Origin of the sequence: Micromonospora sp. WMMD734 (assembly GCF_049178975.1) — a bacterium.
GTDB lineage: Bacteria > Actinomycetota > Actinomycetes > Mycobacteriales > Micromonosporaceae > Micromonospora > Micromonospora wenchangensis.
The window spans coordinates 6,018,425-6,040,000 of record NZ_JBMHMK010000001.1; the positions used below are offsets into that span (position 1 = coordinate 6,018,425).

A 21,576-nucleotide genomic window follows, 5' to 3' on the forward strand; every position below is an offset into this window, starting at 1 on the left:
GCCGACGATCCGCGACGGCCCGTGGTGGCCTGCGCCCCGCGGGCCGTGCTCGTCGGCGGTCGGGTGTCCGCCGCCGATCCACAGCCGACTGCGAGGTCACCGTCATCATGTCCCCGCCGAACGGTACGTGATCTCCCCGATGCCCCGGGTGCTCGTCGTGGACGACGATCCCGCGCTCCGGGTCCTGCTCTCGGCGACGTTCGGGATGCACGACTTCGAGGTGCGGGTGGCCGCCGGTGGCTGGGAGGCGCTGGTCGTGGCGTCTGACTTCGACCCGCACCTGGTGGTGCTCGACGTGGTGCTGCCGGACGTGGACGGCATCCAGGTGGCCCGGAGCCTGCGCGCCGGTCCCGGTCCGGGGGTGCCGGTGCTGTTCCTCTCCGCCCGCGACGAGGCGGCCGACCGCATCGCCGGGCTGGCCGCCGGGGCCGACGACTACGTCACCAAGCCGTTCAGCCTGGAGGAACTGGTGCTGCGGGTGCGGGCGGTCCTGCGGCGGTGCCGGGCCGACCGGGAGGTGCGCGACGGCGGGCTGCTGCGCTTCGCCGACCTGGAGCTGGACGAGGAGGCCCACGAGGTGCGCCGGGGTGGGCACCCGGTGCCGCTGTCGCCCACCGAGTTCAACCTGCTGCGGTTCCTGCTGGTCAACGCGGACCGGGTGGTCAGCAAGGCGCAGATCCTCGACGGGGTGTGGCACTACCGCTTCGGCGGCGACGGCCGGATCGTCGAGTCGTACGTCCACTGCCTGCGCAGGAAGATCGACCGCTGGGGTCCGCCGCTGATTCACACCGTCCGGGGCGTCGGGTACGCGTTACGGCTGCCACCGGGGTCATCGGTGCGGTCCCCTCCGACGCCTACCGGTTGAGGCGTCCCCCGTGCCGCCCCGACGGGGGACCCGGCGTGGAAGTGCCGGCGCAGGGTGCGCCGCCAGCGCCCGGCGGGCAGGTCGGGGTCGAGCGCGGCCAGCCCGGTCGCGTACTTGGAGATGGCCACCGGGCGGTGCCCCTGCCGCCAGAGCAGCCGGTCGACGTGGGAGGCGGTGGAGCCGGTCTTGGTCTCGATGATGGCCAGGTCGGGCAGCGCCAGCCGACGGCCGCGCCGGTCCTCCCAGCGCAGCCCGACGTCGATGGTCGCCCGGCTGGCGGTCGCCGGCAGGTAGAGCGTGCTGCGCAGGTAGCTGGTGGTGAGGGTCGGCGCGAAATGCAGGGCGGGGTCGGTGCGCAGCGCCGTGAGCACCTCGTCGACGAATGACCGGCCGGGGGCGAGGGTGCCGCTGTCGTCGGGGCGGTAGGGCAGCCGCTGCTTGACCGTGCCACCCCGGGTGCCCTCCGTCTTCACCTCCAGCCAGCACAGACCGGAGTCGAGGTAGGTCCGGGTCCTGATCTTGAAGCGGCGGCGGCGTCGACGCGCGGTGAGCCGGAAGCTGACCAGGTCGGCGGTGTCGAAATAGATCGACTCGTAGCGGAAGGCGCGCCTGCCGTCGATCTCCAGCACCTGGTCGGTGTGGTCGAGCCGGGCGAGCAGGTGCGGCAGCTCGGCGAGCGGCAGGAGGTACTTGCGGTCGAACCGGGTCTGTAGCGCGGCGCGCTCGGTCAGGTCGGTGAGCCCGATCGGCGTGAGCCGGGCCAGCGCCCCGGTGGCCGGGTCGACGGCGGTCACCGTACGGCACCCGCGTCGACCGGCCGTCGCCCGCCGGTGGCGGTGACCCTGGGCCGCGAGTAGCGGACGTCCACCACGGTGGTGTCGTTGACCAGGTCGACCCGCTCGACGTTGACGTTGTGCACCCGCGCGCCGAGCAGCTGCTCCAGGTGCGCGGTGAGGGCGACCGAGTCGGTGACCGCGCTGTCCAGCACGATGATGTGCCGCCGGTACCGGCGCAGCAGCCGGGGATGGTCCCCGACGAACATCACGGCGAGGATCAGTGCCGTCAGCGCGCCGACCATCCAGACCGAGGTGCCGGAGAGCGGGCCGAGGATGCCCAGCGCGAGCGCCGAGAAGTAGTACGCCACCTCGTGCTGGTCGAGTTCCGTGGAGCGCAGCCGAATGATCGACAGCACTCCGAACAACCCCAGCCCGAGGCCGGCGCCGACGGTGCTGCTGCTCAGTGAGCTGGCCACGGCGAAGACGCCGACGTTGACGCCGAGGTAGGCCACCACCAGGTCCCGCCGTCGGTGGCGCGGGAAGTACAGCGCGAAGACCAGCAGGACCACGGCGACCAGGTCCATTCCGGCCAGGACCAAGCGGGACATGTTTGCTCCTTGGGGTGTCCGCCGGCCGTTTCCCACATACGGCGTCCGGCGGTGGGGCATCGGATCTGGCAGTGGTGCACCGGCGGGGCCGACGGCGGACGCCGTCGGCCCCGCCGGGTTGCGGTTCGGGCCCGGTCAGGCCCGAACCGCGGGGCCCGGGGGCTCAGAACCGCCCGTACTGGCCGGCGGTGACACCGGTCAGCACCCGGGTGGCCCCGGTGATGCTGCCGCCGGTGTAGAGACCGCCGATGTTGGTGCCGGTCACGCTGCCGCCGGTGTAGATGTCGTACCGCTGGCCGTTGGTGATCCGGTTGGACGACAGGACGATCTCCCGCACGGTGGCCGAGGTCCGGTACGAGCCCAACACCGTGCTGCCGGACACCACGTGCACGATGGTGTTGGCGGCCAGGTTGGCGTTGAACCGGGGGGCCACCCAGCCCTGGCCGGTGTTCGGCACCGCCCGGAACACGGCCAGCGAGGTCAGCGCGGCGCCCACCACCGTGCCGCCGGTGAAGGAGATCGGGCCGTCGGCGTCGATCGCGCCCTCGCCGCCGCCCCGGGTGCTGGAGCCCCGGGCCACCACGGTGCCCCCGGCGAAGGTGAGCGACCCGTTGGAGTCGAAGCCGTCCGTGCCACCGGTGGCCACCACCGTGCCGCCGGTGACCTTGATGAACGCGATCGCGGACGGCTCCATGTGGCCGAGGCCCTCCTCGGCGGCGTTGACCGCGTCGTCGCTGGCCACGACGGTGATGTTGCCGCCACTGATGGTGGTCCGGAGCCCTTCCAGCGCCTCGTAGGACCGGGTGACGTTGATGGTGCCGCCGGAGATGTTCAGGTCGTTCTCACCCTTGATGGCGTCGTCGGCGACCGAGGCCGTGATCGTGCCGTTGGTGATGGTGAGCACGCCCTTGCCGGCCTCGGTGTCGTTGGACTTGAGCCCGTCGCCGCCGGACGAGGTCACGGCGATCGTGCCGCCGTTGACGGTGAGCGAGTCCTTGCCCCGGATCGCGTCGTCGACCGCGTTGACGGTGATGGTGCCGGACTGGATGACCAGGTCGTCCTTGCTGACGATGCCGTCGGCGTGGTTGGCGCGTACGGTCAGCGCGCCGGTGCCGCCGATGGTCAGGTCGGCGGCGCTGAACAGGGCGGCGTCCGGCTCGCCGGTGTTGGTGTACGTCGTCGCGTCGGTGAGGTTGTTGCTGGTGCCGGCGGCCAGCGTGAGGGTGACCGCGCTGGCGTTCGTCACGTACAGCGGCGAGGAGGTGGAGTTGGTGATCGAGGCGCCGGCGAGGATGAGTTCCACGGTGCCGGTGACGGCGGTGTCGACCTTGACGTAGCCGTTGTTCAGGGTGCCCCTGATCTCGTAGGAGCCGGGCGCGGTGATGGTGACGGCGCTGCCGGCCACGGTGACGTTGCTGCCGGTGACGCTCGCGCTGGAGCCGTTGAGGGTGATCGTGGCGGTCGCGGCGGCGACGGCGGCGACGGCGAGCGGGCCGGCCAGCAGGGTGGCGGTGAGGCCGGCCAGGACGGCGGTACGGCGTGCGGTGGCTGTCATGGGGGGTCCTGTTCCTCGGTGTGGGCGGAGGGGTGCGCTGGGCCCGGGCGCGGTGCGGACGCCTCGACGGCCGGCCGTCGGCAAGGTGAACGGCGGATGAACGAGGCTTGGCATTGACGATGCTAAATGAAGTACGCCGCGTGTCGACAGGGCTGGAGCGGGAAATCGAAGCGCTTTCACGATTGTCAGCTGATTGACAGGTGACATTGACGAAACTCTGAGCCGGGCGCACTTGACCGGGGAATCGGGGACCGGGCCGGATCGACCGCGGCGGCGGTCAGAGGGTGACGACCACCTTCGCGCGGGCGTGTTCACCTTCGAGGTAGGCGATGGCGCGGGGCACCTCAGCCAACGGATAGGTCCGGTCGATCAGCGGCGTGAGCTGGCCGGCCTCGGCGTACGCGCGCAGCGCGTCGAGGTGTTCCCGGCCGGGGGTCGCCGTCAGGACGACGATGCGCTGCCGGACGAAGGGGGCAAGTAGCCGCCCCCGGGCCAGGAGCCGGACCGGCCCGAGCAGGCTGCCGCCCCGGTACACGCCGCCGCCGGAGAGCACCAGCGTCCCGGTCGGGGTCAGGGCCCGCCGCAGCGCGCCGAGCGAACGGTTGCCGACCAGGTCGAACACCACGTCGTACCGGCCGCCCCGGGTGAAGTCCGCGCGGGTGTAGTCGATCACGTGGGCGCAGCCGAGGGAGCGCACCAGCTCGACGTTGCGGGTGCTGCACACCCCGGTCACCGTCGCGCCGAGCACCCTGGCGAGCTGGACGGCCAGGGTGCCGACCCCGCCGGAGGCGCCGTTGACCAGCACCCGCTGGCCGGGTCCGACCCGGCCAGCGTCGCGTAGCCCCTGTAGCGCGGTGACCCCGGCCAGCGGCAGGGCTGCCGCCTGCGGCGCGGTCAGGTTCGCCGGCCTCGGCGCGACCAGGGTGGCGGGCGCGCACACGTACTCGGCAAACGCGCCGTCGGCGTCGCCGAGGTCGGCGAAGACGGCGTCGCCCGGGCGGAGGTCCCGCACGTCGATGCCGACCGCCTCGACCCGGCCGGCGACGTCCCGCCCCCGGATCCGGGCCCGGGGCCGGGTCGGGCCCAGGGCCAGTCGCGCCATCCGGGGGTCGCCCCGCATCACGTGCCAGTCGTACGCGTTGAGCGCGGCGGCCTCGACCCGGACGAGCACCTCGTCGGCGGCGGGCACCGGCACGTCGACCTCGGCGAGGGTCAACGTCTCCGGCGGCCCGTACCGGTCCTGCACGATCGCCCGCATGGCTCCTCCTCAAAAGTGTACGGCGTACACCTACCGTGTCTCCACGGTAGGTGTACGCCGTACACCTGTCAATGCGGTTATGGTTTCCCTCGCCGACCGAGGACGGGAACCGAGATGGCCGAGCAGGCTGAGACGCTGCGCCGGACGCCGCTGAGCAGGGACCGCATCCTGCGCGCCGCCGTCACGCTGGCCGACGGGGCCGGGATCGAGTCGCTCAGCATGCGCAACCTCGCCCAGGAGCTGGGCGTCGTGCCGATGGCCCTCTACAAGCACGTGGCCAACAAGGACGAACTGCTCGACGGCATGATCGACGTGGTGGTCGGCGAGATCGAGCCGCTCACCCCGGGCGTCGGCTGGCAGCCCGCGATCCGTCGGCGGGTCCTCTCGGCCCGGCAGGTGCTGCGCCGGCACCCCTGGGCCTCGCTGGCCATCGAGTCGCGGAGCACGGCGACGCCGGCCGTCCTCGGTTACCTCGACTCGATGATCGGGGCGCTGCGGGCCGGCGGGCTCTCCGCCGACCTCACCCACCACGTCATGCACGCCATGGGCAGCCGCATCCTCGGCTTCAGCCAGGAGCTGTTCGACGCCTCCCGGCAGGCCGGCCGGACCGGCCCGACCGTCCCGACACCCCCCGCGCCCCTGCCGCCGGAGGTCGCGGCCCGGTTCCCGCACGTCGCGGAGATCGCCACCGCCGCCGCGCACGACACCGGCACCGTCGTCGGGGCGGGCTGCGACGACCAGTTCGAGTTCGAGTTCGCGCTGGACCTGCTGCTGGACGGCATCGAACGGCTGCGCGCGCAGGGCTGGACGTCGACGCACTGATCCGCTGAGGTCGGCGCGGGCCGGTCACCGGCGTGTCGCGTCGCATCACGCCCCGGCCCCGATATCGACAGGCGACCTGGTGGAAACGTTTTCGCCTGGCGCGTTCACCATTCGCGCGCCCACCATTTCCTGCTCTCCCAACATATAGCGCACGGGGGGACTTGCCGCAAGACCCGGGTCACCCCGCAGAATCGTCAGCCGTGGTCGCCACCAGCGGAAATGCATCACCACGATGCGCCGGCGACCTCATCACCAGCGGAAGGCGAAATGATGTCCACGTACCCGACGACGTATTCGGGGCCTCTGAATCGCCCGACCGCCGTCCCGCGGCCGGGCCCGACCGTCCCGGGGTCCGTCCGATGAGCGGGCGGTACGTACGCGGGCTGCGTGAGGTCGACCCGACGCAGCGGAAACTGGTCGGCGGCAAGGGCGCCAACCTCGGTGGGCTGACCCGGCTCGACGGGGTCCGGGTGCCGGCGGGCTTCTGCGTGACGACGGACGCCTTCCGGCGGGTCACCGCGCTGGCACCGGGACTCGACGGGCAACTCGACCGACTGGCCCGGCTGGCGCCCACCGACCGGGCGGCGATCGGCGTCCTCAGCGCGCAGCTCCGCCGGACCATCGAGGGCGTCACCGTGCCCGACGACGTCGCGACGGAGGTCACCCGTGCCCTCGAAGCGCTCGGCGAGCCCGGCGGGTACGCCGTGCGGTCCAGCGCGACGGCGGAGGACCTGCCGACCGCCTCGTTCGCAGGACAGCAGGACAGCTACCTCAACGTGGTCGGCCCGGCCGCGGTCCTGCGGCAGATCAGCCGGTGCTGGGGCTCGCTGTTCACCGCGCGGGCCGTCACCTACCGCCAGCGCAACGGCATCGACCACCGGCGGGTCGCGATGGCGGTGGTCGTCCAGCGGATGGTCCCCGCCGGGGCGGCGGGCGTCCTGTTCACCGCCGATCCCGTCACCGGCAACCGGCGGGTCTCCTTCGTGGAGGCCGGGTTCGGCCTCGGCGAGGCCCTGGTCTCCGGGCTGGTCGACGCGGACGTGTTCCGGGTCCGCGGCGACCGGGTCGTCGCCCGGACGATCGCCGCCAAACGTCACGCCCTGCGGACCACGACGACCGGCGGGACGCGGGTGGTGGCGATCGACCCGCAGCGGCAGGACCAGCCGGCGCTGACCGACCCGCAGGTCGTCCGGCTGGCACGGCTGGGTCGGCGGATCGAGGCGCACTTCGGTCAGCCGCAGGACGTGGAGTGGTGCCTGGTCGACGACGACTTCCAGATCGTCCAGACCCGACCGGTCACCACGCTGTTCCCCGTCCCGGTGGCCGACGACACCGACAATCACGTCTACGTCTCCGTGGGCCACCAGCAGATGATGACCGACCCGATGAAGCCCCTCGGGTACTCGATGTACCAGCTGATCGCGGCCCGGCCCATGTACGAGGCCGCCGGCCGGTTGTTCGCCGACGTGACGCCCGAGCTGGCGTCGCCGACCGGCCGGGTCGGCCTGCTGGCCGCCCTGGGCAGATCCGACCCGCTGATCGGGGACGCGTTGCGGACCGTCGTCGAGCGCGGCGACTTCGTCCGGGAGGTGCCGGACGAGAAGCCCGCCGCCCCGCCGGCCGCGCCGGCCGCGCCGTCCGTCGAGACCGATCCCGCGCTGGTCACCGAGCTGATCACCCGGATCGACGACGCCAACGCCGCCCTGCGCCGCGAGATCCGGACGAAGTCCGGGCCGGCGCTGCTGGATTTCATCCGGACCGACTTCCCCCGGCTGACCCGGATGATGATCGACCCGAGGAGCATCCCGGTCATCCTGGCCGGGATGGAGGCGGTCTGGTGGCTCAACGAGCACCTGCAGGAGTGGCTCGGTGAGCGCAACGCCGCCGACCCGCTCACCCAGTCCGTCCCGCACAACGTCACCTCGGAGATGGGGCTGGCCCTGCTGGACGTCGCGGACGCGATCCGGCCGTACCCGAAGGTCGTGGCCTTCCTGAGCCGGGTGGCCGACGACGGCAGCCGGGTGGCCGACGACGGCGGGCCCGGCCGGGAGCACGACGGCCCCGGTGGGCCGGACGACCTGTTGGCCGGGCTGGACCAGCTCGCCGGTGGCCGGGAGGCCCGGGTGGCCATCGGGTCCTGGCTCGACCGATACGGCATGCGGGGGGTCGGTGAGATCGACATCACCCGGCCCCGCTGGCGGGAACGTCCCGCCATGCTGGTGCCGCTGATCCTGGGCAACGTCAGGAACTTCGCGCCGGGAGCCGGCGGGCGGCACTTCGAGCAGGGCCTGCGGACGGCGTGGGACAAGGAGCGGGAGGTGCTGGAGCGGCTGCGGGCCCTGCCCGACGGCGGCGCGGACAAGGCCGACCGGACCAAACGGATGATCGACCGGGCCCGGACGTTCGTCGGCTACCGGGAGTACCCGAAGTTCGGCATGGTCACCCGCACCTTCGCGTACAAGCAGGCGCTGCTGGCCGAGGCCGACCGCCTGGTGGCCGACGGTGTGCTGCGGGACCGGGAGGATATCTGGTACCTCACGTTCCCCGAACTCGACGAGGTCGTCCGCACCCGCCGGGTCGACGACGGGCTCATCCGCCGACGGATGGCGGAGCATCTGTCGTACCGGGCGCTCACCCCGCCCCGGGTGCTCACCTCGGAGGGCGAGATAGTCGCCGGGACGTACCGCCGCGACGACGTGCCGGTCGGCGCGCTGGTCGGGCTGGCGGTCTCCGCCGGGACCGTCGAGGGTCGGGCGCGCGTCGTCCGGGACGTGGCACGGGCCGATCTCGAACCGGGGGACATCCTCGTCACCACGTACACCGATCCCAGTTGGACGCCGCTGTTCGTCACCGTCGCCGGGCTGGTGACCGAGGTCGGTGGCCTGATGACGCACGGCGCGGTGGTCGCCCGGGAGTACGGCCTGCCGGCCGTCGTCGGGGTGGTGGACGCCACCCGGCTGATCCCGGACGGGCAGCGGATCCGGGTGCACGGCACCGACGGGTACGTCGAACTACTGCCCTGAGCGCCGCAGCCCGGCGGGCGTCGGACGGGGTGCACCCCGTCCGACGCCCGCCGGGGTCAGTCGATCCGGATCGCGCCGGCCGGGCAGAGTTCGACGGCCCGCCGGACGCGGTCGAGCAGCGCGGCCCCCGGCGTAGGGTCGCGCAGCAGCACCAGCCCGTCGGTGTCGTCCTGGTCGAAGACCTCGGGGGCGGTCAGCACGCAGTTGCCGGCCCCGCAGCAGCGGTCCCGGTCGACGGCCACCCGGGACGTGGTCCCCCCGACCGCCTGCCGTCCGCCCGGCGTCACCAGGTCACCGGGAGGGCGTCGAGGCCGAACACGACCGAGTTGTCCCGGGTGCTCAGCTCCTGCGGGTCGACGGCCACCCGCAGGTCGGGGAAGCGGCGGCCCAGTTCCACCAGCGCGATGCGCAGTTCGGCGCGGGCGAGGGGCTGCCCGATGCACTGGTGCATCCCGAACCCGAAGGCCAGGTGCTGGTGGGCCTCCCGGTACGGGTCGAACCCGTCGGGGTCGTCGAAGACCCCGGGATCCCGGTTGGCCAGGGAGAGCAGGGCGATGGCGCCCTCACCGGCGCGGATCAGCCGGCCGCCGATCTCGACGTCCTCGGTGGCCACCCGGAACAGCCCGGTACGGACGATGCTGAGGTAGCGCAGCAACTCGTCGACCAGCCCCGGGACGACGTCGGGCCGGTCGCGCAGGATCGCCCACTGTTCCCGGTGGCGGGTCAGCAGCAGGACGCTCAGCCCGAGCATGTTGGCGGTGGTCTCGTGACCGGCGATGAGCAGCAGCAGGGCCATCCCGCCGAGTTCGTCGACGCCGAGTTCGCCCGGCTCGACGCGTTCCCGGATCAGCCGGCTGAGCAGGTCGTCCGCCTCGTCGGGGTGGGCCTGCTTGGCGTCGATCAGTGACCGGAGGTAGTCCCGCAGTTCCTGGGCGGCGTGCTGGATCTGCTCGATGGGTGCCTGCCGGTCGAGCAGCAGCCGGCTGCGGGACTGGAAGAAGTCGTGGTCGGCGTAGGGGACGCCGAGCAGGTGACAGATCACCTTGGACGGCAGGGGCAGGGCGAACGTCGACACCAGGTCGGCCGGGGAACCGGCGGCGGCCAGGTCGGCCAGGGCCTCGGCGACGGTCTGGTGGATCAGCGGCTCGATCCGGCGGACATTTTTGATCATGAACTCGGCGGTGAGCATCCGGCGCAGCCGCAGGTGCGCCTCACCGTCCAACCGGATGAACGCCCCCTGGGCGTCCGCCGTCACCTCGGGCGGCAGCGGGCGGAGCAGGGGGAAGCCTGGGCGGAGCAGATCGGAGCTGAACGCCTGGTGGCGCAGCAGCTGCCGTACGTCGGTGTGCCGGGTGACCAGCCAGGCGGTGGCGCCGGTGGGCAGCTGCACCCGGGTCACCGCCCGGTCGGCGAGGGGCTGCCGTTCGGCGTCGTCGATCAGGGCGAACGGGCTGCGGGCCGGGTTGACCGGCGGCCAGTGGGGCAGTTCGGTTTCCGTGATCTGTGTCATGCGGACACTCCTGCCATGACTGTGAGTAGTCGTATCGATTCGTGACGTTACCGATCGACGGAGGTCGACACAACCCCGAAGCCCACCCCGGGCGAACGGCCAGGCGGCCCGCACCGACGGATCGGCACGGGCCGCGGGTGGCCGTCGTCCGACGGCCCGACCGGTCAGTTCGCGCAGACCGCGTACGCGCGTACCTTCCAGTTGCCGCTGAAGCCGTTCTCGTCCTCGGCGGCGCGGACGGTCGCCGTGGTCAACGAGGTGGGCCGCATCTCGGTCAGCCTCACCTGGCCCTCGCCACCGACGATCTCACCGCCGACCCCGTGCAGGCTCTTCCCGGCCGGGCAGGTGGCAGTGACCGCGCGGCTGGCCGTGGAGTTGTCGGCACTGTCCACGATCACCCGCTGCTCGCCGGGGAGCGGGTCGACACAGATCACCGAGACGTCCACCGACCAGTTGCCCGCGAAGGCGTTGCCGGCCTCGACCCCCGCCACCGTCACGCTGCTCTGACCGATCCGCAGGTCCTCCAGGAGCACGTCACTCGCTCCCGAGCCGACGGCTGCGCCACCGCCGCCGATCGCCCGCTTGCCCACCGGGCAGAACAACTCCAGGAACTTCGGGTTGACCGAATTGACCGCCGAGTGGCCGGTCACCACCTCCAGGCCCGACGGCGTCGGGGCGCAGATCGCACTCGCGGTGAGCGACCAGTTCCCGGCGACACCGTTCGGGTCCTCCCGGCCGGTCACCGAGTAGAGCCCGGCGTCGGCCAGCGGCTGCACGATGTCCATGCCCACCTGGCCGAGACCCGACCCGCTGATCGCCCCGCCACCACCGATGACCGTGGTGCCGGTCGGGCAGACCGCGTTCTGCGACTTGGCGACGCTGTTGTTCGGCCCGACAGTGGTCCGGATCGACAGGCCGGGCACCGCCGCCACCGGCCCGCTGAGCGCGACCTGACCGAGCACGACCGTGCTCAGCAGCGCGCCGCCCAGGGCGACCGTCCGACGCGTCCATGTTTGTCCACGCATGATGTGCTCTCCTTGAGTGCGTACGGTCCGGGAACCGGCAGGTCCCCGGTCAGGGTCGGATCGGGGGCGGGAGCCGGGTGGTGCCCGGCCCCCGCCGGTACGGGTCGGTCAGCCGACGAGGTGCCGGATGCGGACCGGCACGGAATCCGTGCCGACCAGTCCCGTCGCGTCGAACACCTCCAGCCACACCGACCAGGTGGTGGTGTCGGTCCCGCTGGTCAGCTGGGCCAGCGCCCCGGTGAACGAGGCACAGTCCTTCGGCGAGCCCTTGTCGTCGACCGGCTCGCCGGTGGGCACCCCGCCGCCCTGGCACAGCACCTGCTTGACGCCGCCGTCGCCGTACGCGGTCCACCGGAAGCGGGTCCCCGCGACCGTGCCGCCCTCGGCGTCGGTGCCGGTCCCGGCGAACGCGACGGACTTCGGCCCGGCCTCGACCGTGGTCAGGTCCAGCGTGGTGGCCGGCTTGGTGATCGTGGCCGTCGGCCGGGACTGCCCGGCCGGGGCCGCGGTGACCGAGAAGGCGCGCTGCACGCTGGACCCGGCCGTCGCGAACGTCACCGTGTACGCCCCGGGCGTGACCGCGTTCGCCGGCAGCACCGCCTGGTGACCGATCTTCTCCAGGACCACCGTGTCGCCCCGGCGCACCGTCCAGGTCACCTGGGCGTCGGGGACCGGCCCGAACTCGTCAGGGTCGTTCGAGGTGCCGAGCAGCCCGACCGACTGCCCCGCGACGAGGGTCAGCCCCGCCGGCGGCGAGATGATGGCCACCTTCGTCGGGCTGTCCACCACCGTGACGGTCACCGATGCCGAACCCGTACGCCCCAGACTGTCGGTGGCGCTGGCGGTGACCACGTGGGTGCCGGCGGACAGCGACGGCACGAACGTCTGCGACCCGGTCGCCAGCTCACCGTCGATGCTACTGGTCCAGGTGAGCGGGATCTCCTTGCCCAGGAAGTCGGTCGCGGTGCCCCACAGGTCGACCGACTGGCCCACCGCGAACTTCTGCTTGGTCTTCGGGGTGCTGATGCTCACCGCCGGCTTGCCGACGGTCACGCCCAACGCCTCGGCGACGGCGGACAGCGCGTCGACCCGGCGCTGGCTGCCTGTCACCTTGGCACCCAGCCCACCGACGTGCGCGGTGTCGTTGAGGATCTGCCGGACCTGCTCGGAGGTGAGCGTCGGGTCGGCGGCCATCACCAGGGCGGCCACCCCGCCCACGAACGGTGAGGCGAAACTGGTGCCGCAGGTGGTCTTCGTGGTGTTGACGGCCGGCGTGCCCGGGTCGGTCAGGCCCGGCACACACATCGGACCGTAGATCTCCACCGACGTGGTGAGGTCCTTGGTGCCCCAGTTCGACCCGCCGGCCACGGTCGCGTCCTGGTTCATTCCACCCACGCACATCACGTGGGTGCTCTCGCAGGGCACCCAGAGGGTGTCGCCGTCGACGTTGGTGCCGTTGTTGCCGGCGGCGGCGACGATCAGCGCCCCGGTGTCCCGGACGTGCTTCATCCGCCTGTCGGTCCAGGTGCGGGCGTGGCTGACACCGAGGTCGACGTCCCGGGTGAAGCTGAGGTTGACCACGTCCGGGTGGGTCGACTCGGCGGCCTTCTCCAGCCGTCGCAGGACCGTCCAGTAGTCGATGCCGTTGCGGACGGCGACCAGCTCCTGCACCACCGGCCCGGCCGGACCGGCGGTGCCGTAGTCGTTGTCGACCCGGCCCATCCCGGCGAGCACCACGCTGGTGGCGTGCCACGGGCAGGGCGTTCCGCCGGTGCAGTCGTTGGTGTTGGTCTCGCCCCACTCCGCCTTGTGGAGAGACACCTTGCTCGGGAAATCGGAGTTGAACTGGAACCCGCCGTCCTGCACCAGGTACTTCACCTGCTTGGTCAGCCGGCCCTTGCTGTCCAGCAGCTGCCAGGCCGGCGCGACCCCGACGTCCAGCGCGCCACCGGCCCGCATGAACGACCAGTCGAAGACGTTCTTGCCGATGTCCGGCGCCTCGAAGACCTGCCCGTCGGCGATGCCTGACGGTTCCACCAGCCAGTCGAGGACCAGCTCGGTGCCCGTACGCCACTCGGCGGCGGCCAGCGCGAGCAGCCGCAGCGCCCGCTCGTCGCCGACCCGGTAGCCGCCGGCCTGACGCGGCTCGGCGGCGAGCAGGTCGGTGACCAGCCCGGCCGGGTCGGCCTTGTCGACGTCCACCCGGACCAGGTGGTCCTGCCCCTGCTCGTCGGGGGCGAACGAGTCGAGCACCTGGCCACCCCAGCGGGCCAGGAAGGCGTCCAGTTCGGCCTGGTCGGCGGTCCGCACCATCACCTCGTCGAGGACCAGGCCGGCGGGCGAGCCGTCCGGTCCGGCCACCACGCCGACCTCCCGGTCGGTGCCGGTCCGACCGACCGGGTCGAGCTGCACCCGGGGCGGGGTCAGGCCCGGGTCGACCCGGAAGGCCAGTGGCCCGGCGTCGGCGGCGGACCGCCCGGCCGGGCCGTCCGGTGTGGGGGCGGCGTCGGCGTCGGTGGTGGCGACGAACCCGGCGGCGAGCGCCGCCACCACTACGGTGGTCAGGTACCGGCGGACGTGGGTCCGGTGGGTTGTGGAGCGTGTCGTTGTCATGGGTGTCTCCCGGTGTCGGCGCTGCGATGACACCGGTAGGAGCGCGCCGGGGTCGGCATGCCAACAGAAAGTTCCCGGGGAATTTTTTCTTCGCTGTACTGGACCGGTCGACGAGCGGTGGGAGCACTGATGAACGTGATGGCGCAGGACGACCGGGCGCTCGTCGAAGCGCTCCGGCGCGGTGACCGGATCGGCCTGGAGGGCATCTACCGGCGCTACGCCGACCGGCTCTACACCTACGCCCGGACGATGCTGCACGAGCCGGAGGCCGCCGCGGACGCCGTGCACGACGCGTTCCTCACCGCCGGCCAGCGCATCGACCAGCTGCGTGACCCGGACCGGCTGCGTTCCTGGCTGTACGCGATCGTGCGCAGCGAATGCCTGCGGCAGTTGCGGGAACGGTCCCGGTCCGCGCCGCTTTCCGAGGCGGCCGAGCCGGCGGCCGACACCGGTGACCCGGCCGCCGCCGTCAACGCCGACCAGGTACGCGCCCTGGTGCACCTGGCGGTCGACGCGCTCAACCCCGGCGACCGCGAGGTGGTGCACCTGGCGATCCGCCACGACCTTTCCTCGGCCGACATCGGTACGGCGCTGGGGGTGCCCGCGAACCACGCGCACGCCCGGCTGTCCCGGGCCCGCTCACAGCTCGAACGGGCGCTCGGCACGTTGCTCGTCGCCCGCAGTGGGGCGCGGGACTGCCCGGTCCTGGCCGAGCTGCTCGGCGACTGGCAGGGCCGGCTCACCCCGGTCCTACGCAAGCGGCTCGCCCGGCACATCGACGACTGCGCGCGGTGCGGGCTCCTCCGGCGGGAACAGTGCAATCCGGCGGCGCTGCTGACCGCGTACACCGCGCCGGGGTTCCTGGTGGTGGCCGAGACGGTGTGGTCGCGCCTGGCCGAGGCGGGCCCCGCCGCCGTGCAGGCCACCGCCGGGCTGCCGGCCGGCAGCGGTCCGGCCGCCACCGACCCGCCCGGGCCCACCGCCGGCAGCGACGCCACCGCAGCCCACCGCCCTGCCGGGCCGGACTCTCCGACCGGTCCCGGTCCCGCCGATCCGTCGTCCCCCACCGATCCGTCCTCACCGGCTGATCCCTTGTCGCCCGATGGTCCGTCGTCGCCCGATGGTCCGACGCGCCCGGCCGATCCGATGCCGACGGCCGATCCGGCTTCGACGGCCGGGTCGTCCGTCGTCGCCGGTCGGTCGGATGCCGCCGGGCGGGCCGGGTCGGCCCCGGCCGGCATCGCGGCGGCCCCGGCCGGCGCGACGGCGACGTCCACCGCGACCTGGGACCGCGACCGGCGGCGTCGGCGGCGGACGGCCGTGACCGCCGGGCTGTTGCTGCTCCTGGTGGTGGGCGGCATCTGGGCGGTGTCGGCGGCCCGGCCGGACGCCGAGCAGGTGTCGGTGACGTCAGGCGTCCCCTCCGGTGCGGCGGCGGTCTCGGCGTCCGGCGTCGCCACCGTGGCTCCGTCGGCCCGGACGACCCCGGGGCCCGGCGCGAGCGGTGCCGGTGGCCCGTCCGCGCCCGGCGGTGCACCTACCGACGCCGCGACGGGTGCCGTCCCGGGCCCGACGCCGGCGCCCTCCCGGTCGCCGGCCGCGCCCCGCCCGACGACGGGTGCGCAGCTCGTCGCGCCCTTCACGGTGTCGGCGAACGCGCACGTCCGCTGCGGCACGGACGCCTACGCCCTGGTCGTCCGGGCCACCGGCAGCGGTGCGCTGGTCAGCGCGCAGGTGCGGTACACCCCCGCCGGGGGTGTCCCGACGAGCCGGGCGATGACGGTGGACGGATCGTCCGCCCGGGTGACCGTGGGCCAGCTCCGGGCGTCCGCCGTGACCTGGACGGTACGGGTGACCGCCGTCGACGGCCGGACCGCGCAGAGCCCGTCGTCCACGGTGGCCGATCCGTGCGTCCGGCCGGGCTAGGCGGGCGGGGACGACCCCTACCCGGGGGCGCGGACGCCGGCGAGCAGCACGGCCAGGTACAGCTCGACCCGGTCCGCCGGCGCGTCGGCGATCCGGGCGGCGAACGCGGTTCCGCAGACCAGGTGTTGCAGGTCGTCCAGGGTCAGGTCGGGGCGTAGCTGACCGGCCCGGACCGCCCGCTCCCGCACGGTCGCGGCCAGCGCGGCCAACTCCGCCCGGCGGGTCGTGGTCGGTGCGGTGGCGTCCTCGTCCGGGCTGGTCGAGAGCACCTCGGCGAGGGTCGGCTCGGTGAGCTGGCCGACTAGGAGGCTGCGGGTGAGTCGTCGCAGTCCCGCCCACGGTTCGTCCTCGCGGCTCGCCGTCCGGGCCTGGTCGAGCAGGGTGGCGAAGGCGTCGGCGGCGAGCGCCTCCAGCAGGGCGCGCCGGGTAGGGAAGTGCCGGTAGACGGTGCCGACTCCGACGCCGGCCCGCCGGGCGATGTCGTTGAGCTGCAACGACAGGTCGCCCTCCGTCACCAGCGCACGGGCGGTGGCCAGCACCCGGTCGCGGTTGCGCGCGGCGTCCGCGCGCAGGGTCGTGGTCACCACACCAGCCTAACGCAGCGGATCACCCATCCGATCGGATTGACAATCCGTTTAATCCCGGCTTGAATCGGATGGGTAATCCACTTCTCCGTCGGAAGGCATGCCATGGACCGCGCACCCGGTTGGACCGCCGCCGATCTCACCGACCAGTCCGGCCTGACCTTCGTGGTCACCGGCGCCAGCAGCGGCCTCGGCGCGGCGATCACCCGTCACCTGGCCGCCCGGGGCGGCCGGGTGGTGATGGCCGTCCGGGACACCGCCAAGGGCGCCCGGGTCCGGGCCGGACTCCTCGACGCCCATCCCCGGGCCGATCTCGTCGTCCGTCGGTTGGACCTGCTCGACCTCGATTCCGTCCATGCCTTCGTCGACGGTCTCGACCGCGACGTCGACACGGTGGACGCCCTGGTCAACAACGCCGGCATCGGCACCGTCCCCCGGCGGTTGAGCCCGCAGGGGGTGGAGAGCCAGTTCGCCACCAACCACCTTGGGCACTTCGCCCTCACCGTCCGGCTGTTGCCCACGCTGACCGCTGGTCGGCAGCCGGTCGTGGTCACCGTCTCCTCCGGCCTCTACCGGCTCGGCCGGCTCGACCTGAGCGACCTGGCCGCCGAACGCCGCTACTCCGCCGCCGGCGCCTACGCCACCTCGAAGCTCGCCAACGTGTTGTTCGGGCTGGAACTCGACCGCCGGCTACGGGCCGTCGCCTCGCCGGCTCGCAGCCTGCTCACCCACCCCGGGATGACCAGGACCGACCTCTCCCGGGACCTGCCACCGCTCGCCCGCCGGATCGAGACCGTGCTCGCGCGCCCGCTGCGCCGTCCTCTCGACGAGGCCGCCGCGCCCATGCTCTTCGCCGCCACCGACCCGAGCGCGCCCACCGGCCGGCACATCGGTCCCGGCCGGCGCTTCCGCCGCGCCGAGCCCACCTTCGCGCCGTTGCGCGGCGTCGCCACCGACCGGCGGCTCGCCGCCGACCTGTGGGCCCGCTCCGAAGAGATCACCGGGGTGCGCCTGACCCCCACCCCGCTGCGCTGAACGGGGCCGCCCGGGTGAAAGCGTAACCCATAGGTTACGCTTCCCCGGTGGACGAGGTGGCGGCGGCGATATCCGATCCGGTCCGTCGGCACATCCTCGAGCTGCTGCGCGACGGCGACCTCCCCGCCGGGGAGATCGCCGACCGGTTCCCGATCAGCAGGCCGGCGGTCAGCCGCCACCTGCGGGTGCTGCGGGAGAGCGGCCTGGTCCGCAGCGAGCTGGTCGGCCGGCAACGGCGCTACCGGCTCGACGCCGACCGGTTCACCGAGCTCGCCGAGTGGCTCGCCCGGTTCCGCCGCCCACGCGGCTGGGCCCAGCACCTCGACGCGCTCGAAACGGAGGTCCACCGCACCCGCCGGGAGCGTCGCACGCGCGACACGGCGGACCGAGCCAGAGGAGAAACCGCGTGACCGGTACCCCCACCGGCCGGCTGGCGCGTACCGCCAACGGCACCGACCTGGTGCTGGTACGCACCTTCCGCGCCCCCGTCGAGGACGTCTGGGCCAGCGTCACCGAACCCGACCGCACCGCCCGCTGGTTCGGCCCCTGGGAGGGCGACGCCGGCCCCGGCCGGACGATCCGGTTGCAGATGGTGTTCGAGGACGAAGCCCCCTGGACCGAACTGCGGATCGACACCTGCGACCCGCCCCGGCACCTGGCCGTGTCGGCGGCCGACGGGTCGGGCGGCTGGCGGATCGAGCTGCTGCTCACCGAGGTGGCCGGCCGCACCGAGCTGGTTTTCACCCACCACCTCGACAGCGAGGAGCACGTCGGCGAGATCGGCCCCGGCTGGGAGTACTACCTCGACCTGCTGGTGGCCGCCGAAACGGACGCCCCGAAGGCCGGGTTCGACGACTACTACCCGGCGATGAAGCCGTACTACGAGGGGCTACGCGGTCCGACCGGCTGAGCCCGTCGGGGCCGCGTCCGGTCGCCCGGCGCGGCCCCGCCGTGCTCACATCCGGTCAAGCGTGCGGATGCCGAGCAGGTCCAGTCCCTGCCGCAGGGTCCGTCCCGTCAGGTCGGTCAGCAGCAGCCGGCTCGCCCGCAGCTCGCCGTCCGCCCGCAGCACCGGGCACCGCTCGTAGAACGTGCTGAACCGGGTGGCCAGCCGGTGCAGGTAGCCGGCGAGGTGGTGGAACTGCGCCGTCCGGGCCACCTCGTGGACGACGCCGGCGAACCCGAGCAGTTCGAACGCCAACGCCCGCTCCGCCGGGGTACCGAGGACCACCCCGGTCGCCGCCCCCGGCACCGTGCCGGCCCGCCGCAGCACCGACCGGGTCCGGGTGTACGCGTACTGGAGGTAGGGGGCGGTGTTGCCGTCCAGGGCGAGCATCCGCTCCCAGTCGAGCACGTAGTCACGGGTCCGGTCGGTGGCCAGGTCGGCGTACTTGACCGCGCCGATGCCGACGGCCCGGCCGATCTCGGCCGCCTCCGCCTCGTCCAGGTCCGGGTTGCGGGTCCGGGCCAGCGCGGTCGCCCGGGTGACCGCCTCCGTGAGCAGGTCGACCAGCTTCACCGAGCCGCCGGCCCGGCTGCGCAGCATCCGCCCGTCCGGGCCGAGGACGGAGCCGAAGCCCAGGTGCTCGGCCCGGACCGGGGGACGCAGCCAACCCGCCTGTCCGGCCACCGCGAACACCATCGCGAAGTGCTGCCGCTGCGGCAGGCCCACCACGTAGAGCAGCCGGGTCGCGCCCAGCTCGTCGACGCGCGACCGCAGCGCCGCCAGGTCCGTCGCCGGATACCCGTACCCACCGTCGCCCTTACGCACGATCAACGGCAGCCCGACGCCGTCGCGTCCGACGAATCCGGGCGGGAAGACGCAGGCGGCCCCGGCGCTGTCGGTCAGCAACCCGAGCCGGTCGAGGTCGGTCACCACCGCGCCGAGCCGGTCGTTGTACGCGCTCTCGCCCCGGAAGTCCGCCCCGGTCAGGGTGACGTCGAGCAGCTCGTACACGGTCAGGAAGTACCGCTGGGACTGCCCGACCAGCAACCGCCACAGCCGGCGGGTCTCCGGGTCGCCGGCCTGCAACGCGACCACCCGTTGCCGGGCGCGTTCCCGAAACGCCGGGTCGGCGTCGAACTTCGACCGGGCCGCCCGGTAGAACCCGTCCAGGTCGCCGATGGACAGCTCCTGCGCCGCCTCCGCCTCACCCAGGTCCGCAAGGTGTGCGATCAGCATCCCGAACGGGGTGCCCCAGTCGCCCAGGTGGTTGACCCGGACGACCCGGTGCCCGAGCCAGTCCAGCACCCGGACGGCCGCGTCGCCGATGACCGTCGAGCGCAGGTGTCCGACGTGCATCTCCTTCGCCACGTTCGGCCCCGAGTAGTCGACCACCACGGTCTCCGGGTCGCCGGTCACCGGCACCCCGAGCCGTTCGTCGCCGGCGAGCGCGGCGACCATCCCGGCCAGCGCCCCGTCGGCGAGGGTCAGGTTGACGAAGCCGGGGCCGGAGATCTCCGCCACCGCGCAGACGTCGTCGAGGTCCGCGCGGTCCAGCACCGCCCGGGCGATCTCGCGCGGCGGCCGGCAGAGCCGCCGGGCCAGCGCCAGCGCCGCGTCGGACTGGAAGTCCGCCCGCGGCGAGCGCCGCACGGCGGGCGCGACCGGTTCGCCGGCCACGGCGGCGAACGCGGGCGTCAGCCGGTCGGTGAGCAACCTTTCAAGATCCATCGGTACGCCGATCTGCTCGGATCCGTCAGCCAGGCGGATCCCCGGACGGGGGAGCCTGCGGACGGACCGAGGACAGCGGAAAGGACCGGCGGCTCGATCCGCCGGTCGCAGGGAATGGGTCAGCGCGGGCGGGCGACGGATCGCCGGCGTCGCTCCGCACCGACCACGACGTCGTACGACGTCCGGGTGTGCTGAGCGGTCGCGCTGGTCATGCCGGCAGCCTACCGGACCGGCCGTGTGGCCGATCCGCCCTGCCGGCCGGGTCCGGTCCCCGGCGTGGCTGGTCCGCCCTGCGGGCCTGGTCGGCTCTGCTGGCCGTGTCTGGTTTCGCGACCTGGTCGGTTGCCCTGCCGACACCTCCCGCCCGGCCCGGTCGGCCCTGCTGGGCGCGTCCGGTCGCGGCCTGGTCGGTCCGCCGCGAGTGCCCGCCGGGCGGACCGGGCTCCCCGGCGGTCAGCCCCGGCGGTAGCTCTGCGCGTAGTAGTCACCGACCTGGTCGCGGTAGTCCGGCCGGGCACCGTCCTCGGGATCGAAGGCCGGTGAGTCCTTGACCTGCTCCCGGCTCCGGTCGACGTGCACCACCCGGTCCCCGTGGTCCACCCGGGCGACCGTGCCGACCGGCAGCAGGACCTTCCGCCCGAAGATCCACGGTCCGGTGTCCACCACCAGCCAGCGGGCGCCTGCCTCCTCGCTCGCCTCGTCGATCGCGCCGATCCGCCCGTCGGTCGCCTCCACCCGGTAGCCGGTCAGGTCGAGCGGTGTTCCCGGGCCGGGCGCGTCCGGCCCGTCGTGCGACTCCCGGTCGGGCCGCTCACCCGGCTCGGTGTGGTCGTATCCGCCGGCCAGCGCCGCCGGGTCACGCCATGCCCACGGGTCGAACGGCTGCATCCGGGTCACCTCCACCTCGTCGTCGACCCCTGCCAGGTGCCCCGACCCCCACCAGCGGAAACCCCGCCCGCCAGATCCGGCAGCCCATCACCCGCCCGCCGCCCGCCCGTCGTTTGGCCGCCGTCCGCCCGCCGCCCGCCGCTGTTTGGCCGCGTTGATCAAGAGGTTTGCGTCACGGATGTTCCCGAGGATGACGCAAACCTCTTGATCAACGCGGTTCGGTGGCGGGGAGTGTGCGTCGGGGACGGGAGTGGGGTGAGGCGGTGGGGCGCTGGGATACTCGTCGACCATGGTGTTGTCGCGAGGTTGGTCGTTGTTCCTGGTCGGCGTCGGGGTGTGGACCTGGGTGATCTGGCCGAGGTTCGGGCTCGCCATCTGGAACGACACACGGGCCTGGACGGGGGACGCGGTCGG

The 21,576-nt window shown here is 73.3% G+C and carries 19 protein-coding genes (1 of these 19 running past the window's edge); 8 read left to right on the plus strand and 11 right to left on the minus strand.

The annotated features are described in order from the left end of the window. Positions 1-139 precede the first annotated feature (139 nt). A complete protein-coding gene (locus ACN267_RS26105; RefSeq protein ID WP_421490503.1) occupies positions 140-865 on the plus strand; it encodes a response regulator transcription factor in 726 nt (241 codons plus the stop codon). On the opposite strand, the gene ACN267_RS26110 is transcribed toward ACN267_RS26105, so the two are convergent. The 4 genes from ACN267_RS26110 to ACN267_RS26125 form a co-directional block, all read right to left on the minus strand. Continuing rightward, the gene (locus ACN267_RS26110; protein WP_281902128.1) at positions 784-1,659 is read right to left on the minus strand and encodes a polyphosphate polymerase domain-containing protein; all 876 of its coding nucleotides are present in this window, start codon (positions 1,657-1,659) and stop codon (positions 784-786) included. The genes ACN267_RS26105 and ACN267_RS26110 overlap by 82 nt on opposite strands. Continuing rightward, positions 1,656-2,249 carry a DUF4956 domain-containing protein gene (locus tag ACN267_RS26115; RefSeq protein ID WP_204961808.1) on the minus strand — a complete coding sequence of 198 codons (594 nt, stop codon included), beginning with the start codon at positions 2,247-2,249 and terminating at the stop codon, positions 1,656-1,658. The genes ACN267_RS26110 and ACN267_RS26115 overlap by 4 nt, the downstream gene beginning before the upstream one ends. Positions 2,250-2,412: 163 nt before the next feature. After that, a complete protein-coding gene (locus ACN267_RS26120; RefSeq protein ID WP_204961807.1) occupies positions 2,413-3,804 on the minus strand; it encodes a carbohydrate-binding domain-containing protein in 1,392 nt (463 codons plus the stop codon). 277 nt (positions 3,805-4,081) lie between these two features. Beyond that, a complete protein-coding gene (locus ACN267_RS26125; protein WP_421489869.1) occupies positions 4,082-5,062 on the minus strand; it encodes an NAD(P)-dependent alcohol dehydrogenase in 981 nt (326 codons plus the stop codon). A gap of 114 nt (positions 5,063-5,176) precedes the next feature. On the opposite strand from ACN267_RS26125, the gene ACN267_RS26130 reads away from it, so the two are divergent. Together ACN267_RS26130 and rph are read left to right on the plus strand one after the other, a co-directional pair. Further along, the gene (locus ACN267_RS26130; protein ID WP_421489870.1) at positions 5,177-5,884 is read left to right on the plus strand and encodes a TetR/AcrR family transcriptional regulator; all 708 of its coding nucleotides are present in this window, start codon (positions 5,177-5,179) and stop codon (positions 5,882-5,884) included. A gap of 359 nt (positions 5,885-6,243) precedes the next feature. Continuing rightward, positions 6,244-8,907 carry a rifamycin-inactivating phosphotransferase gene (gene rph, locus ACN267_RS26135; protein WP_204961804.1) on the plus strand — a complete coding sequence of 888 codons (2,664 nt, stop codon included), beginning with the start codon at positions 6,244-6,246 and terminating at the stop codon, positions 8,905-8,907. A 56-nt stretch (positions 8,908-8,963) separates the two neighbouring features. On the opposite strand, the gene ACN267_RS26140 is transcribed toward rph, so the two are convergent. The 4 genes from ACN267_RS26140 to ACN267_RS26155 form a co-directional block, all read right to left on the minus strand. After that, positions 8,964-9,194 (minus strand): ferredoxin, encoded by a 231-nt coding sequence (locus tag ACN267_RS26140; protein ID WP_421489871.1) that lies wholly within the window; start codon positions 9,192-9,194, stop codon positions 8,964-8,966. Further along, on the minus strand, positions 9,191-10,417 hold the full coding sequence (locus ACN267_RS26145; protein ID WP_421489872.1) for a cytochrome P450: 1,227 nt from the start codon (positions 10,415-10,417) through the stop codon (positions 9,191-9,193). The genes ACN267_RS26140 and ACN267_RS26145 overlap by 4 nt, the downstream gene beginning before the upstream one ends. 164 nt (positions 10,418-10,581) lie before the next feature. Continuing rightward, positions 10,582-11,442, minus strand: coding sequence for a hypothetical protein (locus tag ACN267_RS26150; protein WP_204961801.1), 861 nt, complete (start codon positions 11,440-11,442; stop codon positions 10,582-10,584). A gap of 108 nt (positions 11,443-11,550) precedes the next feature. Further along, positions 11,551-14,055 (minus strand): S8 family serine peptidase, encoded by a 2,505-nt coding sequence (locus ACN267_RS26155; RefSeq protein ID WP_421489873.1) that lies wholly within the window; start codon positions 14,053-14,055, stop codon positions 11,551-11,553. 129 nt (positions 14,056-14,184) lie between these two features. Here ACN267_RS26155 and ACN267_RS26160 point away from each other — a divergent pair, with 129 nt between their 5' ends. Then, positions 14,185-15,981, plus strand: coding sequence for a sigma-70 family RNA polymerase sigma factor (locus ACN267_RS26160; RefSeq protein ID WP_421489874.1), 1,797 nt, complete (start codon positions 14,185-14,187; stop codon positions 15,979-15,981). A 17-nt stretch (positions 15,982-15,998) separates the two neighbouring features. Here the strand turns inward: ACN267_RS26160 and ACN267_RS26165 are convergent, their stop codons facing one another. Continuing rightward, positions 15,999-16,565, minus strand: coding sequence for a TetR/AcrR family transcriptional regulator (locus ACN267_RS26165; RefSeq protein ID WP_421489875.1), 567 nt, complete (start codon positions 16,563-16,565; stop codon positions 15,999-16,001). Between the two features lie 105 nt (positions 16,566-16,670). Here ACN267_RS26165 and ACN267_RS26170 point away from each other — a divergent pair, with 105 nt between their 5' ends. From ACN267_RS26170 to ACN267_RS26180, 3 genes are read left to right on the plus strand one after another with little or no spacing between them, the layout of a single operon-like run. Next, positions 16,671-17,600, plus strand: coding sequence for an SDR family NAD(P)-dependent oxidoreductase (locus ACN267_RS26170; RefSeq protein ID WP_421489876.1), 930 nt, complete (start codon positions 16,671-16,673; stop codon positions 17,598-17,600). Positions 17,601-17,647: 47 nt separating this feature from the next. Further along, entirely contained in the window at positions 17,648-18,010 is a 363-nt protein-coding gene (locus ACN267_RS26175; RefSeq protein ID WP_204961796.1) for a metalloregulator ArsR/SmtB family transcription factor, read from the plus strand. Continuing rightward, complete coding sequence (locus tag ACN267_RS26180) at positions 18,007-18,510, plus strand: SRPBCC family protein (RefSeq protein ID WP_421489877.1); 504 nt, start codon at positions 18,007-18,009, stop codon at positions 18,508-18,510. Before ACN267_RS26175 ends, ACN267_RS26180 begins: the two co-directional genes overlap by 4 nt. A 45-nt stretch (positions 18,511-18,555) precedes the next feature. Here the strand turns inward: ACN267_RS26180 and argS are convergent, their stop codons facing one another. Beyond that, positions 18,556-20,274, minus strand: coding sequence for an arginine--tRNA ligase (argS, locus tag ACN267_RS26185; protein WP_421489878.1), 1,719 nt, complete (start codon positions 20,272-20,274; stop codon positions 18,556-18,558). Between the two features lie 453 nt (positions 20,275-20,727). Further along, positions 20,728-21,162 carry a PRC-barrel domain-containing protein gene (locus ACN267_RS26190; protein ID WP_204961793.1) on the minus strand — a complete coding sequence of 145 codons (435 nt, stop codon included), beginning with the start codon at positions 21,160-21,162 and terminating at the stop codon, positions 20,728-20,730. A gap of 289 nt (positions 21,163-21,451) precedes the next feature. Between ACN267_RS26190 and ACN267_RS26195 the strand changes: the two genes are divergently transcribed. Further along, positions 21,452-21,576, plus strand: partial view of an SCO4848 family membrane protein gene (locus ACN267_RS26195; RefSeq protein WP_204961792.1) — the 5' end (the start) only. 169 nt of this gene lie beyond the right edge of the window; only the first 125 of its 294 coding nucleotides appear in the window; the start codon lies at positions 21,452-21,454; its stop codon lies off the right edge, out of view.

What these genes read in the sequence shown, in the direction of transcription:
- ACN267_RS26105 (WP_421490503.1), top strand. Translation starts at nt 140, where the DNA reads ATGCCCCGGGTGCTCGTCGTGGACGACGATCCCGCGCTCCGGGTCCTG.
- ACN267_RS26115 (WP_204961808.1), bottom strand. Translation starts at nt 2,249, where the DNA reads ATGTCCCGCTTGGTCCTGGCCGGAATGGACCTGGTCGCCGTGGTCCTG.
- ACN267_RS26120 (WP_204961807.1), bottom strand. Translation starts at nt 3,804, where the DNA reads ATGACAGCCACCGCACGCCGTACCGCCGTCCTGGCCGGCCTCACCGCC.
- ACN267_RS26125 (WP_421489869.1), bottom strand. Translation starts at nt 5,062, where the DNA reads ATGCGGGCGATCGTGCAGGACCGGTACGGGCCGCCGGAGACGTTGACC.
- ACN267_RS26130 (WP_421489870.1), top strand. Translation starts at nt 5,177, where the DNA reads ATGGCCGAGCAGGCTGAGACGCTGCGCCGGACGCCGCTGAGCAGGGAC.
- rph (WP_204961804.1), top strand. Translation starts at nt 6,244, where the DNA reads ATGAGCGGGCGGTACGTACGCGGGCTGCGTGAGGTCGACCCGACGCAG.
- ACN267_RS26145 (WP_421489872.1), bottom strand. Translation starts at nt 10,417, where the DNA reads ATGACACAGATCACGGAAACCGAACTGCCCCACTGGCCGCCGGTCAAC.
- ACN267_RS26150 (WP_204961801.1), bottom strand. Translation starts at nt 11,442, where the DNA reads ATGCGTGGACAAACATGGACGCGTCGGACGGTCGCCCTGGGCGGCGCG.
- ACN267_RS26155 (WP_421489873.1), bottom strand. Translation starts at nt 14,055, where the DNA reads ATGACAACGACACGCTCCACAACCCACCGGACCCACGTCCGCCGGTAC.
- ACN267_RS26160 (WP_421489874.1), top strand. Translation starts at nt 14,185, where the DNA reads ATGAACGTGATGGCGCAGGACGACCGGGCGCTCGTCGAAGCGCTCCGG.
- ACN267_RS26170 (WP_421489876.1), top strand. Translation starts at nt 16,671, where the DNA reads ATGGACCGCGCACCCGGTTGGACCGCCGCCGATCTCACCGACCAGTCC.
- argS (WP_421489878.1), bottom strand. Translation starts at nt 20,274, where the DNA reads ATGGATCTTGAAAGGTTGCTCACCGACCGGCTGACGCCCGCGTTCGCC.
- ACN267_RS26190 (WP_204961793.1), bottom strand. Translation starts at nt 21,162, where the DNA reads ATGCAGCCGTTCGACCCGTGGGCATGGCGTGACCCGGCGGCGCTGGCC.